Source organism: Actinomadura montaniterrae (genome assembly GCF_008923365.1).
Taxonomy (GTDB): domain Bacteria; phylum Actinomycetota; class Actinomycetes; order Streptosporangiales; family Streptosporangiaceae; genus Spirillospora; species Spirillospora montaniterrae.
Map to the genome: position 1 here is coordinate 1 of NZ_WBMR01000244.1, position 13,297 is coordinate 13,297.

A 13,297-nucleotide genomic window follows, 5' to 3' on the forward strand; every position below is an offset into this window, starting at 1 on the left:
CCCCATCACCTGCCCAGGGGCCGCAGAGGCTCCAAAGTCAAGGGTGGACGAAGTCCATCGCGTAGCGACGCCGAAGGCGCCCTTGACTTTGGAGGGGCGGCCCCGTACGCCAGCGCCGCCCCCACCGCCTCTGCGCCCAATCCCGCCACTTCCCTACTCCACTGCCCCGGGACACCCTTCTCCCGATCCCCCGTGACTCCGCCCCCAAGACTCCGCCCCCGAGGGACGGCCTCCCCGAGACCCCTGAACCCCCGACCCCGAGCCCTCGACCCCCAAAGCGCCCGATCCATCGCAGAGCCCGGGCCCTCAAGTGCCCGATCCCCATGCGTGCCCCAGCGCGGTGTTGGTGGTGGCGGGAGACGGCGGGCGGGCGGGCTACTCGGTTAGTTCGGTCTCGAAGAGGGTGCGGACGCGGGTCCAGGAGTCCTGGGCGGCGGATTCGTCGTAAGGCTCGCGGCCCGGGAAGAAGAAGGCGTGCTGCGCGCCCGGGTAGACGATCTCCTCGTGGCGGACGCCGGCGGACTCCAGGGCGGCGCCGATCTGGTCACGCTGGGCCGCGTCGATGACGTGGTCCAATTCGGCGAAGAACATCAGCGTGCGGACGTCCCGGGCGGCGAGGGCGGGGGCCTCGTCCAGCAGCGGGGCCGGGCGGCTGAGCGCGGTGCCGGCGACGGGGAGCCAGCCGGGGTAGTAGATCGCGGCGGCGGCGAGGTCGAGGCGGGTGGCGGCGAAGAAGGCGATGTGGCCGCCGAGGCTGAAGCCGAGGACGCCGGTCTTCCCGGCGGCGCCGTGCTCGCGGGCGTGGGCGACGCAGGCGCGGAGGTCGGCTTCGACGTCGTCGCGGGTGAGGCGGCCGAGGAGCTCGAAGGCGCGGGTGCGGTTGGCGTCGCTTTCGGGGAAGCCGGACGCGGTCTCGGGGCCGGAGCGGTGGTAGAGGTTCGGTGCGATGGCGACGTAGCCGAGGGCGGCGACCTGCCGGGCGATGCCGCGGACCTGGTCCGTCAGGCCCCACAGTTCGGAGCAGACGAGGACCGCCGGGTGCGGGCCGGTCCCGGATGGGAGGGCCAGGAACGCGTTCATCGGCGCGGGCCCGCCGACGTCGACCTGTACCTCGTGCGCGGTGATCTCGGCTGTCATGGGAGCCCCCGTCGTCCGGTCGCGCGCCTGCGGCGCGAACCCGATGATCCTAGCGGCGGGCCACGAAGCCGCGGATAACGCTACAAGTAGGCGTGCATGGGGGCGGTGAAGGCGGGTTTGGCGGAGTGGGCGGGCAGGAGGGCGACGCGGCTGCTGCCGGAGCAGGCCGGGGCGTCGTAGAGGCTGACGAAGTACGGGGTGTTGTTGACGCCCGACTGGACGGTCTGGGGCAGGGACGCGCACTGGGAGGGGAGCCGGTCGAGGCGGAGGACGGTGACGGCGCCGGTGAAGTCGGGGTTCTCGTAGAGGCACACCGCGTCCTGCAGGCATTGGGGCGGGTCGTCGGCGGCGGCGGGCGGCGCGGCGGGCGCGAGGGTTCCCGCCGCGAGCGCGAGCGTGGTCGTCGCGAGCCGGATTCGACGGAGCATGATGGTCCCCCTGCTGGCCGGTGCCTCTGCGTCCAAGATCATAACGGAATGTGATCGTAGAAGCGCGGACGGTCAGGGAGTGGCGGCGGTCCGGGTCTTGCGGACGAGGGTGGCGGCGAGGAGCAGGACGAGCACGACGGCGATCGCGGTGAGCGAGGCGGCGACGCCGAGGGTGTCCGCGGCGAGCACGGTCAGCAGCGTGAGGACGACCGCGACGGCGATGAACAGCGGCGGGATGGTGACGCTGCCGAGCGGGGCGTGCAGGGCCCACAGCATGGCGAGGACGATCGCGACGGGGACGGCGATGGCGGCGACGACGGTGGCCGGGCCCGCCTCGATGGTGTGCTCGCCCTCGCCGGCGGACGCGACGGCGACCTCCAGCCCGGCGCCGAGGGCGGCGAGGGCCGCGAACATGGCGTAGTGGCCGTAGCCCCAGATGAACGAGCGGTCGCGGCGCGCTTCGAGGCCCTCACCGGCGGGTTCGGAGAAGTAGATCCACCAGATCGCGAACAGGACGGCGAGGCCGGCGAGGGCGATGACGACGAGGCCGGCGCTGAGGCCGTGGGCGACGGCGCCCTGGACGGCGTTGGTGGCGGCGAGGACGCTCTCGCCCAGCAGGATGATGGTGAACAGGCCGTACCGTTCGGCGATGTGGTGCGGGTGCCAGGTGGTCATGCCGGGGCGTTCGGCGAACAGCGGGACGGACAGGTCCGCGAGGGCGCAGACGACGAACGCCCACACCGGGCCGTCGCCGGGCAGCGCGAGCCGGGACAGCCACAGCACCTGGACGAGCGAGACCCCGATCGCGTAGCGCAGCGCGGTGGCGCGGCCGTCGGGGTGGGCGATGGCGGCGCGCACCCACAGGCTCACCAGGCCGACGCGCATGACGAGGTAGCCGATGGTGACGGTGGTGAAGTCGCCGTCGAACGCCGACGGGACGCCCGCCGCGAGGACGAGGACGCCGGCCATCTGCACGAACGTCATCACGCGGTAGGGGACGTCGTCGGTGTCGTAGGCGGACGCGAACCAGGTGAAGTTCATCCACGCCCACCAGATCGCGAAGAACACGGCGAGGAACGCGCCGGCGGCGTGCCCGGCGTGGCCGTCCTCGGTCGCGTGGGCGAGCCGTCCGGCGATCTGCGACACGGCGGCGACGAAGGTCAGGTCGAACAGCAGCTCCAGGGGGCTGGAGACGCGGTGGGGTTCGGCCTGGTCACGGGCGACCATCCGGGTGCGCAGCGAGGGCATGCGATCACCCTAGGGCGCGGGCGGGGAGGCGGTCAGAAGAAGGCCGGGCCGCGGCGCAGCAGCGTGTCGTACAGCATCTGCTGGACGTTCTCGCGGACGTGGTCGGTGAGGTTGAACAGGGTCATCGGGTCGTCGGCGTCCTCGGCGGCGTACTCCTCCAGCGTCATCGGCTCGCCGAACCGGATCATCCACTTGGACGGCAGCGGGACGAGCCCGGCGGGGCCGAGCAGCGGGAACGTCGGGGTGACGGGGAAGTAGGGCAGGCCGAGCAGGCGGGCGAGCGGCCGCAGGTCGCCGATCTTGGGGTAGATCTCCTCGGCGCCGACGATGGCGGCGGGGACGATCGGGACGCCGGCGCGCAGCGCGGTGCCGACGAAGCCGCCGCGGCCGAAGCGCTGCAGCTTGTAGCGGTCGGCGAACGGCTTGCCGACGCCCTTGAAGCCTTCGGGGAACACCCCGACGAGCTCGCCCTTGCCGAGCAGCCGGGCCGCGTCGGCCTGGCAGGCGAGGGTGTGGCCGGCCTTGCGGGCCAGGTGCGCGAGGACGGGCACCTGGTAGACGAGGTCGGCGCCGAGGAGCCGGACGCACCGGCGGGCGTTGTCGTGCAGCGCGACCGACAGCATCAGCGCGTCGAGCGGGAGGGTGCCGGAGTGGTTGGCGACGATGAGCGCGCCGCCTTCGGCGGGGACGTTCTCGACGCCTTCGACCTCGACGCGGAACCAGTGCTCGTAGAGGGCGCGGGCGGCGGGGAGCAGGATGTTCTCGTTGAAGTCCGGGTCGTAGCCGAACTCGTCGACCTCGTACTCGCCGGAGATGCGGCGGCGCAGGAAGGCCAGGCCGGACGCGATGCCGCGTTCGAGCGGCCCGGGACCGGCGCCGGCGTCGCCGCCGGACTCCTTCGCCTCGCCGCCGTCGTGGCGGGCCGAGGCGAGCCGGATGACCTGCGCGCCCTCGTCGTCCTCGTGGCGGGCGTGCATCATCCTGCCTCCTTCCCCGCGCGGCGCGGGCCGCGCGGTGTCCTCCCCCGGGCCCGCCGCTCGGCGCGCGGCGGGCGGGACCCGGTCAGCCGCGCAGCAGCGACGCCAGCCGGGCGGCCGGGCCGTGGTGGCCGAGCCCCTGGGCGGCGACGAAGTCGGCGAAGGCCGCCTCCGTCCCGTACTTCGGGCGCCATGCCAGCTCCTCCTCCAGGGCCGCGGTGTCGATGACCCGGCCGTAGGTGAGCCAGCGCAGCAGTTCGGGCGAGAACCCCGACATGCCCGCGAACCGCCGTCCCATGTCGCCGAACAGCGAGATCGACGGCGCCGGGACGGGCACGTAGGGACGGCCCGCGCGGCGCAGCGCCTGCGACAGCAGGAGCACGCCGTCGCCCGCGACGTTGTAGCAGCCGGGGTGGTCCTCGACGGTCATCCGCCGCAGCACCTCGATGCCGTCGTCCTCGTGCACGAACTGGAGCCGCGGATCGAAGCCCAGCACCGTCGGGACGACCGGCATGCGCAGGTACCGCGTGAGCGGCGAGTCGACGCCGGGGCCGACGAAGTTGGCGAACCGCAGCACCGACACCGTCAGGTCGGAGCGGCGCCGGGTCAGCCCGCGGACGTACCCCTCGACCTCGACGGCGTCCTTGGCGTACCCGGACGTCGGCGCCTCGACGGGCTCGTCCCGCTCGGTGAACACGGCCGGGTCCATCGCGGAGGAGCCGTACACGGCGGCCGAGGACCGCACGACGAGCTTGCGCGCGTCGGGCGAGCGCTGGCACGCCCCGAGGAGCTGCATCGTCCCGATGACGTTGAGCTCTTTCACCTTCGCCCGCGGCACCGACGCCGAGGTGACCAGGTTGAGGTGCACCACGGTGTCGACCCGGGCGGACGAGATGATCTTCGCGATGCCGGGCGTGCGGATGTCCACCCGCACGAACTCGGTGCGGCCGAGCGGCATCGTGGGCGGCACGGTGTCCACCCCGATGACCCGCTCGATCCCCGGGTCGGCCTGCAGGGCGTGCGCGACCCGCGCCCCCAGGAAACGGGAGACGCCCGTGACGAGGACGACACGGGCCGCGGCGGGCCTTGCGGGCCCCGGCTCGGCAGGCACTGTGCGCCCCACCCCTTACGGCTGAGCGACCGGCGTGCTCACTTCTTGTTGCGGCGCTGGATGCGCGTCTTCTTCAGCAGCTTGCGGTGCTTCTTCTTGGCCATCCGCTTGCGGCGCTTCTTGATGACAGAGCCCACGAGACCTCGCTCGGCGTATCGGGTGTTGTGCAGGAGACGAACGTGCCGCAGGCGAGTGATGACTCGATACGCGCGCACGGTCCGCTGCCCAAGGGTACCGCTGCGCAGGTGGAGATCTCGCCGCGGCATGGCGCGCGGCGACCGGCACCGCGCCGCGCGCGCCGCGGTGCGGCGCCGCCCGCGATGCCGGGCACCTTTCCGCGCGGGCGGGCGGCGGTGGTGAATCCGCCCGTCCCGCGGTGTCCGGACCGGCCCCGGACCGGGGGTCGCGCGGGGCATCGGCGATGCCCCGTCCGCCCGGTCCCCGGGTCCGGCGGCCTGCCGGCCGCCGGCCGGTCCTCGTCCTGTTTCCCCAGCTCCGGGACGGTCCTCGCGGGTCGTCCCGGCGCCCCCTGCACGGCCGGGTGGCAGGTTCGGCGGGTGCCTGTCGGCCCCGCCCTCACCCGTTATCCGGCTTCGATGTACGCGTCGCGCAGGTAGTCGTGAACGGCCTGTTCGGGGACCCGGAACGAGCGGCCCACCCGGATGGCGGGAAGCTCGCCCGAGTGGACGAGGCGGTAGACGGTCATCTTGGACACCCGCATCACCGAGGCCACTTCGGCCACGGTCAGGAACCTGACCTCGCTGAGAGGTCGCTCGCCTGAGCTCATCGGACGCCCTCTTCCACACGTGCCGCGCACCGGCCCTTCGGGTGACTTTGATCACGCACGTGTACTTCCTCCAGCGTAAATCGCGTATCGGCAGTCGCAAGAGGGGAGTTCCGCACATTTCCGTATCCGACCCTGACCGGGCGGCCACAGCACTGCTCCCGCACGGAGCGCGAACATGACGGCACAGGGCGTGGCAATCCAAGCGGTTGTCAACCGAAAACAGGCGATGACCTGCGACTCAGAGGTTCGCGATAGGGCGGCGCGAACCCAGGAACACCGTTACGGCAGCCCTGTCACACCCAGTGACAGGATGGGCGGCCGCGCCGGAAGGTAAGCAAGGTCAGTCCTTCGGGGACAGGCCCGCGCGGGCGAGGAGATACGCCGTCAAGGGCGCGTAATGGTGCGGCGATACGCCGTCGTCCAGCGGAACCACGACGTCGATCTTGCCTTCCGCGGCGCCGGCGAAGAGCGCGGGATCGTTACAGTCCGCGAATCCGACGGTGTCGATGCCGGCCTGGCCGGCGGCGCCCGCCCAGCCGTGATCGGCAATGGCCAGATCCGGCCAAGAATCGTGTTTATCGTTCATGGTCTCGCCGTTTCCGCTATTGGCGGACGCCGGTGAGGGACCACCCGCGGCGGAATCGGCGCCGGTCGAGGCGAGCTCGCGGAGCATCGCCTCCATCGGGTGCGGGTCGTGCGTGTGGTGGGTGCGGAAGTCCTCGCCCTCCAGCATCGCCACGCCCGGCTCGGCGTAGACGATCCGGCGCAGGTCGGAGCCGCCGTAGTCGACGTCGATCTCGTACGTCCAGCCCGCCGCCGGGGTCAGGATGCGGCAGCCGGCGCCCGCCAGCGCCCGCGCGACCGCCTGGTACAGCGGGGTCAGCGTCGCCGGATGCCCGGTCGCGACCACGACGGTCTCCCCGCGGCGCGCCGCGAGGCCGATCCGGTCGCCCATCGCCTCCAGCGTGTCGAGGGTGATGTCGGGGTCGATCGTGTCGTCCCCGTACACGTGCCTCGGATCCGGGTTCACGCCGCAGCGCTCGACCATCATCTCCAGCACGGACCGCTCCGTCCACGACGGCTTCAGCTCCAGCCCGAACTGGTAGTACGGGTTGCCGGCCGCCATCCGCCGGTAGTGCAGCAGGTTGTTCTGCCGCGGTGTCGCCACGTCGCCCGCGATCATCGTCCGGACGAGGTGCGCGCGCAGTTCGTCCCGCGTGGGGGGCTTGCCAGGGTCCGCCATCACTCGTCCGCCATCACTCGTCCGCCGTCGGCCGCCGTCGGCCGTCGTCGCTGCTCGTCCGCCGTCACTCGTCCGTCATCGGGTCGAGGCCGTGCTCGGGGAAGACCTCCCGCCGGGTCGCCAGGATCGCCTGGTCGACGGGGTTCGCCGGGTCGTAGCCGTTCCCCCACCGGTGCACCTCCACCACGTCCGTCCCGTCCGTCATCCGGCGCGGGGCGATCTCGCCGGTGCGCTGTCGCACGAACTCGCGCCAGCCCTCCGGGGTCTCGGTGCCCGGCGGGACCGGGTCGCCGGACGCCTCCGCCAGCAGGTGCGTCCAGGCGCGCGGCACGACCTGGACCAGCTCGTAGCCCCCGCCGCCGGTGAGGACCCAGCGGCCGCCGGCCGTCTCGTGCGCGAGCCGGTGCAGCGCCGCGTACGCCGTCCGCTGCCCGTCCACGCTGAGGATCAGGTGGGCGAGCGGGTCGAGGGCGTGCGAGTCGGCGCCCTGCTGGGTGACGAGCACCTGCGGGCGGAACCGGCGCAGCAGCTGCGGGACGACCGCGTCGAACGCGCGCAGCCAGGACGCGTCGTTGGTGCCGGGCGGCAGCGAGACGTTGACCGCGGTGCCGTCGGCGCCGGTCTCGGTGGGGAAGCCGGTGCCGGGGAACAGCGTGCGCGGCGTCTCGTGCAGGCTGATCGTGAGGACGCGCGGGTCGTCGTAGAAGGCGGCCTGGACGCCGTCGCCGTGGTGTACGTCGATGTCGACGTAGGCGACGCGCTCGGCGCCGTTCTCCAGCAGCCACGCGATCGCGATCGCCGGGTCGTTGTAGACGCAGAAGCCGCTCGCGGCGCCGCTCAGCGCGTGGTGCAGGCCGCCGGAGATGTTCGCGGCGTGCTCGGCGCGGCCCGTCCACACCGCCTCGGCCGCGGCCACCGACGCGCCCGTGACCAGCGCGGACGCGTCGTGCATGCCGAGGAAGACGGGGTTGTCGTCGGTGCCGAGGCCGTGCCGCGGCTCCGGCAGCCCGGTCGCGCCCGCGTGCTTGACGGCCGCGATGTAGGCCTCTTCGTGGACGAGCCGGAGGAGCTTGTCGTCGGCCGGCGCGAACCCGGAGACCCGCACGCCTGGGCGGTCGAGGACGCCGAGCTCGCGGGCCAGCGCCATCGTCAGCTCGACGCGGACGGGGTTCATGGGGTGGCCGGGCCCGAAGTCGTAGGAGACGAGCCGGTCGTCCCAGAAGATCTCCAGCCCGCAGCCCGTGGCCGGGGAGGGCGGGGACGGCGGCGCGACGCTCATGACCTCACGGTATCGCGGCGGCCCCGTGGCCAGGATCACAGACCCCACCGGTCCTGGCATGGCTCGCGATCAACCCGTGATGTTGATTACACGCCATAAATGGGCATGAACGTAACACAACGGAAACAGCAAGTGAGGTGCCCATGGACCCGAGCGTCCGCAGCCGCGCGATCTCCGGCGCGCTGCGCCTGGGCGTCCACCCGTTCATGCACCGGGTCCCCGGGCACGCCCCGAGCATCCGCACGGCCCGCTCCGCCGTCGACGCCGCGTCCCTGCTGCTGCGCGCCGGCTCCCGCGTCCGGGTGGTCCCGCTGGACGACCCGCGCGTCGAGAGCGGCGGCGGGCGGCCGGTCAAGGGCGAGTGGGTCGTCGCCCGCGGCGCGCCCGAGCCGTCCGAGGCCCCCGAGGGGCCCGCCGGGGGCGCGATCCTCTACCTGCACGGCGGCGGCTACGTCGTCTGCTCGCCGCGCACCCACCGCCCCATCACGTCGCGGCTCGCGCTCGACACCGGACTGCCCGTCCTCGTGCCCCGCTACCGGCTCGCGCCCGAGCACCCGTTCCCCGCCGCGCTGGAGGACGCCGTCGCCGCCTACCGCTGGCTGCTCGACCGCGGCGTCCCCGCGTCCGGGATCGTCGTCGCGGGCGACTCGGCGGGCGGGCACCTCGCCGCCACGCTCGCCGGCGAGATCTGCCGCACGGGGCTGCCGTCCCCCGCCGGGATCGTCCTGTTCTCCCCGTGGGTCGACCTGACCTGCGAACTCTCCACCCAGGCGCAGCGGCGCTCCCGCGACCCGTACATCAGCGCCTACGCGGCGCGCCGGGTCGCCCGCCTCGTGGTGGGGCCGGCCGGATTCGACGACCCGCGGCTGGCCCTGCTCACCTGCGCGTGGACGGACACGCCGCCGGTGCTGATCCAGGTCGGCGGCGCGGAGGTGCTGCGTCCCGAGGCGGAGGCGCTCGCGGACGCGCTGACCGCCGCGGGCGCCGACTGCGAGCTCCAGGTCTGGAAGGGGCAGATGCACGTCTTCCAGATGCTGAACCGGGTGCTTCCGGAGGCGAGCGCCGCGATGCGCGACGCCGCCCGCTTCGTCGCGTCCGTTACCGCGCCGGCGCCGGCGGAGTCGAAGCAGCCGGAGGTCGCGGCGTAGGCGGCGTCCTACCGGTCGCCGTCCTACCGGTCGCCGTCCTTGCGGACGGGACGTCGGTTCGCGGCCAGGAGCGCGGCCGCGTGGTCCGCCATGAACCGCGGCACGCCCAGCCTGATCAGCGTGCGGTGCAGCAGCGTCCGTTCGAGCGGGGACGCCGCGCGGGGCACGCCCGCGTCCCGCTTCCTCCGGTCGACCATCCCGCGCCTCCCCCGATGATTCCAAGATCAACGGGGATGGTAGCCACGGATCTGCCGGTTTCACCCGGAAATCAAGATCATTAGCCACGCTAGGGAATTCGTCGGTCACCCCGCGTCGCCCGGTTCCGGGGCCTCCGGAGTCAGAAGTTGCGGGCGTGCTCGCGCTCGAAGGACAGGTCGCCGCCCTGCCCCCGGCGCCGGACGGTGAGGAACCCGATCGCCGCCGCGACCGTCGCGATCCCCTCCCCGACCAGGCTGATCGTCTTTTCGGTGTACCAGACGGGCTCGTGCATGTCCGGCAGCGGGCCGAGCGCGCCCACGTCGACGTAGTAGTAGAGCAGGAGCGCGCCGACCGCGCTCCCCGCGACGAGGAACGCCAGCGCGTACGACCAGCGGGCCGCGTAGGTGAGAATGATCACCGCGACGACGGCGGCGACCCCGGCCTGGATGCGGAAGAGCACGTCGCCGTGGATGGAGCCGCCCTGGACGAACGCCATCTGGGGAGCGAACCTCCAGTGCACGACGGCGTCCGCGGCGAGTCCCGCGGCGACCAGCAGTCGGAGTATGAGTCCCATACTCCCTTACACGGCCACGCACCCCCGCCCGGCTCAACCGGATCATTCGGAATTGAACTTTTTCGGGCGGGCTGGGGGGACGGCCCCGGGTCAGCCGCCGGCGAGCTCCCGGCCGCGGTTGCGCGCCGCCTCGATCGCCTCCAGCACGGCGGCGCGGACGCCGTGCCGCTCCAGCTCCCGGATCGCCGAGATCGTCGTCCCGCCCGGGGACGTCACGGCCTCGCGCAGCAGCACCGGGTGCTCGCCGGAGTCGCGCAGCATCACCGCGGCGCCGACGGCGGACTGGATCACCATCTCCAGCGCGGCGGCGCGCGGCATGCCGAGCAGGATCCCGGCGTCGACCATCGCCTCGACCAGGTAGTAGAAGTACGCGGGCCCGCTGCCGGACAGCGCCGTCGCGCCGTCCTGCAGCGACTCGGGGATGCGCAGCACCTTCCCGACCGGCGACAGCAACTCCTCGGCGAGCCTCAGGTGCTCCTCGCCCGCGTGCGACCCGGCCGAGATCACGCTCATCGCCTCGTCCACGTGGACGGGGGTGTTCGACATGACGCGGACCACCGGCACCCCCGCCGGGAGCCGCTCCTCGACGAACGCCGTGGGGATGCCGGCGGCCATCGAGATCACCAGCCGGTCGCCGCCGACGTGCGGCCGGATCTCCTCCAGCAGCGCGCCCATGTCCTGCGGCTTCACCGCGAGGATCAGCGTCCCCGCCTTCGCGGCGGCGTCGGCGTTGGACACCGTCTCGATGCCGTAGCGCTCGCGCAGCAGCGCCGCGCGCTCCTCGCGGCGCGCGGTCGCCACGAGCTCGGACGGGCGGCGGCCGGCCCGGAGCACCCCGGACAGCAGCGCCTCGCCCATCTTCCCGGCACCCAGAATCGCGATCATCGGCATACCTTGACGTGGGGATCCAGTGACCGCACAAGCCTAGCGGTGGCCGCTCAGGCGTCGTCGCCGAGGCGCGGGGCGGCCGGGCCCGGCGCGGTCAGGCGCGGCCGACGAGGGAGCGCGCGAACAGCTTGAGGTTGGCCGGCCTCTCCGCCAGCCGCCGCATGAAGTACTCGTACCAGTCCCGGCCGTAGGCGACGTACACGCGCACCTGCGCGCCCTTCCCCGCGAGCCGGCGCTGCTCGGCGGAACGGATCCCGTAGAGCATCTGGTACTCGAACGTGTCGGCGTCGCGCTCGTTCAGCACCGCCAGCGCGCCGCCGATGTCGATGAGGCGCGGGTCGTGGGTGGCGAGCATGGGGTAGCCCTTGCCCGCCATCAGGACCTTCATACAGCGGACGTACGACTTGTCGATCTCTTCCTTGTCGGTGAAGGCCACCGCCTCGGGCGCCGCGTAGGCGCCCTTGCACAGCCGCACGCGGGACCCCTCGTACGCCAGCTCCGCGCAGTGCTCCTCCGCGCGCCGCAGATACGCCTGGATGACCGCGCCCACGTCCGGGAAGTCGCGGCGCAGTTCGTGGACGATCCGCAGCGTCGCGTCGACCGCGGTGTGCTCCTCCATGTCGAGCGTGACCGTCGTGCTGGCGGACCGTGCCGCGCCGCAGATGCGGCGCGCGTTCTCCAGCGCGAGCTCCTCGCCCAGGGAGAGCCCGATCGCCGACAGCTTCACCGACACCTCGGCGCGCGCCCCCAGCCCGGACTCCCCGAGCCGTTCGAGCAGCGCGACGTAGTGGTCGGCGTTCGCCTCGACGCGGCCGCCGTCCTCGGTGCCCTCGCCGAGCACGTCCAGTGTGACGAGCAGGCCCTCGGCGGTCAGGTCCCCGGTGACGCGCGCCGCGTCCTCGACCGTCTCCCCGGCGACGAACCGCCGGACGACGTCGCCGGTGAACGGCGCGGTCTCCATGATCCGGCGTGCGCCGCCACTGCGCGACGCGAACAGCAACGCCTGACGAAGCACTGGTGAACAACCCCTTGTCCGGCGGGACGGCCCGCTCCTTCACAGCCGCCGTCCCCTCCCGTCCAGGTTATGCCCGGACGGGCGCCGCGATCACGACGCCCCGGCCGCGGCGCCGCTCAGGACACCGTGCCGATGCCGTGACCGCCGCCGTACTTCTGGACGTACTGCTGCATCCCCGCCGTCTTCACCGCGTCGAACAGCGCGTTCGCCTTGGCCGGGTCGAGGAAGACCACGCTCTGCTTGTTGCGCATCCCGGTGCCCTTGTACGGCGCCGTAAGGAACGTCACGTCCCCGACGCGCAGGTGCCGCAGGCTCAGCGCGAGCGAGCGCAGGTCCCCCGCCGACTCGGTCGAGTCGACGCTGATCGACTTGGTGAACGCCGACAGGAACCGGTCGAGCTTCAGCGGGTTGGTGATCGTGCCGCCGTCCGCGGCCTGCTTGGCGAGCGCGCCGAGGAACGCCTGCTGCCGCTTGATCCGGTCGAAGTCGCCGTTCGGCAGGTTGTAGCGCTGCCGGACGAACAGCAGCGCCTCCTCGCCGTTCAGCTTCTGCCGGCCGGCGTTCCACTGCTTCTTGCGGGCCGGGTCGTACACGCTCTGCTTGATGTCGACGGTGACGCCGCCGAGCGCGTCCGTCATCGACTTGAAGCCCTCGAAGTCGATCGCGCCGTAGTGGTCGATCCGGATGCCGGTGAGGTTCTCCAGCGTCTCGATCAGCAGCGTGGGGCCGCCGAACGAGAACGCCGCGTTGATCTTCTGCTTGCCGTAGCCGGGGATCTGCACGTAGGAGTCCCGGGGGAAGGAGATGATGTACGCCTTCTTCCGGTCCGCCGGCAGGTGCATCAGCATGATCGTGTCGGTGCGCTGCTGGCCCGGCTTCCAGAGCTTGCCGCCGCCGTCCCCGGTGGTGCCGACGTCGGCGCGCGAGTCGGAGCCGACGAGCAGCCAGTTCTCGGTGCCCGCGATGTTCGGGCCGGGCCGCTTGCCGCTCGGCATGACGCCCTGGATGCGGTGGATGTTGCCGTTGTAGGACGACTGGCGCTGCCAGATCAGCCCGCCGATCCCCGCGACGACCAGCACGAAGAACACGCCGATCGCGATCAGGACGCGCGGCCAGCGCTTCTTGCGGGGACGCCCGCCGCCGTCGCCGTCGCCGCCGGGGCCGTCGCCCCAGAACGCCGCGCTGCCGGAGTCCTCGCCGCCGGCGCCGCCCGTCCCGCCGTCGCCGGGCCCGGACGGGCCGCCGGGACCGCCGGGACCGCCAT

At 72.8% G+C, this 13,297-nt stretch carries 15 protein-coding genes; 1 reads left to right on the top strand and 14 read right to left on the bottom strand.

All coding sequences use genetic code 11. The features are described from left to right. Window positions 1-375: 375 nt before the first annotated feature. From F9B16_RS43130 to F9B16_RS43170, 9 genes are all read right to left on the bottom strand, one after another. Entirely contained in the window at window positions 376-1,137 is a 762-nt protein-coding gene (locus F9B16_RS43130) for a dienelactone hydrolase family protein (protein WP_151546052.1), read from the bottom strand. 80 nt (window positions 1,138-1,217) lie between these two features. Continuing rightward, entirely contained in the window at window positions 1,218-1,565 is a 348-nt protein-coding gene (locus F9B16_RS43135) for a peptidase inhibitor family I36 protein (RefSeq protein ID WP_192809271.1), read from the bottom strand. 72 nt (window positions 1,566-1,637) lie between these two features. Further along, entirely contained in the window at window positions 1,638-2,813 is a 1,176-nt protein-coding gene (locus F9B16_RS43140; protein ID WP_225992457.1) for a low temperature requirement protein A, read from the bottom strand. 32 nt (window positions 2,814-2,845) lie between these two features. Continuing rightward, complete coding sequence (locus F9B16_RS43145) at window positions 2,846-3,793, bottom strand: lysophospholipid acyltransferase family protein (protein ID WP_404800570.1); 948 nt, start codon at window positions 3,791-3,793, stop codon at window positions 2,846-2,848. Window positions 3,794-3,875: 82 nt separating this feature from the next. Then, window positions 3,876-4,901 (bottom strand): NAD-dependent epimerase/dehydratase family protein, encoded by a 1,026-nt coding sequence (locus F9B16_RS43150; RefSeq protein ID WP_151546054.1) that lies wholly within the window; start codon window positions 4,899-4,901, stop codon window positions 3,876-3,878. A 38-nt stretch (window positions 4,902-4,939) separates the two neighbouring features. Then, window positions 4,940-5,038, bottom strand: coding sequence for a 30S ribosomal protein bS22 (locus F9B16_RS43155; RefSeq protein WP_018654693.1), 99 nt, complete (start codon window positions 5,036-5,038; stop codon window positions 4,940-4,942). A 446-nt stretch (window positions 5,039-5,484) separates the two neighbouring features. Further along, window positions 5,485-5,688, bottom strand: coding sequence for a helix-turn-helix domain-containing protein (locus tag F9B16_RS43160; RefSeq protein ID WP_067466901.1), 204 nt, complete (start codon window positions 5,686-5,688; stop codon window positions 5,485-5,487). A gap of 340 nt (window positions 5,689-6,028) precedes the next feature. Continuing rightward, entirely contained in the window at window positions 6,029-6,931 is a 903-nt protein-coding gene (locus F9B16_RS43165) for a phosphatase (protein ID WP_151546055.1), read from the bottom strand. A gap of 64 nt (window positions 6,932-6,995) precedes the next feature. Continuing rightward, complete coding sequence (locus tag F9B16_RS43170; protein ID WP_151546063.1) at window positions 6,996-8,156, bottom strand: acetoin utilization protein AcuC; 1,161 nt, start codon at window positions 8,154-8,156, stop codon at window positions 6,996-6,998. Window positions 8,157-8,353: 197 nt separating this feature from the next. Between F9B16_RS43170 and F9B16_RS43175 the strand changes: the two genes are divergently transcribed. Beyond that, window positions 8,354-9,358 (top strand): alpha/beta hydrolase, encoded by a 1,005-nt coding sequence (locus F9B16_RS43175; protein ID WP_151546056.1) that lies wholly within the window; start codon window positions 8,354-8,356, stop codon window positions 9,356-9,358. A gap of 23 nt (window positions 9,359-9,381) precedes the next feature. Here the strand turns inward: F9B16_RS43175 and F9B16_RS51710 are convergent, their stop codons facing one another. The 5 genes from F9B16_RS51710 to F9B16_RS43195 all read right to left on the bottom strand — a co-directional run. Beyond that, the gene (locus F9B16_RS51710) at window positions 9,382-9,555 is read right to left on the bottom strand and encodes a hypothetical protein (protein ID WP_192809272.1); all 174 of its coding nucleotides are present in this window, start codon (window positions 9,553-9,555) and stop codon (window positions 9,382-9,384) included. Window positions 9,556-9,695: 140 nt separating this feature from the next. Further along, window positions 9,696-10,130: a hypothetical protein gene (locus F9B16_RS43180; protein ID WP_151546057.1), complete on the bottom strand. Its 435-nt coding sequence runs from the start codon at window positions 10,128-10,130 to the stop codon at window positions 9,696-9,698. 90 nt (window positions 10,131-10,220) lie between these two features. Continuing rightward, window positions 10,221-11,015 carry a pyrroline-5-carboxylate reductase gene (gene proC, locus F9B16_RS43185; protein WP_151546058.1) on the bottom strand — a complete coding sequence of 265 codons (795 nt, stop codon included), beginning with the start codon at window positions 11,013-11,015 and terminating at the stop codon, window positions 10,221-10,223. A gap of 97 nt (window positions 11,016-11,112) precedes the next feature. After that, a complete protein-coding gene (locus tag F9B16_RS43190; RefSeq protein ID WP_151546059.1) occupies window positions 11,113-12,033 on the bottom strand; it encodes a proline dehydrogenase family protein in 921 nt (306 codons plus the stop codon). Window positions 12,034-12,149: 116 nt separating this feature from the next. Then, window positions 12,150-13,297 (bottom strand): LCP family protein (locus F9B16_RS43195; RefSeq protein WP_151546060.1); only part of this gene is annotated, 1,148 nt, incomplete at its 5' end.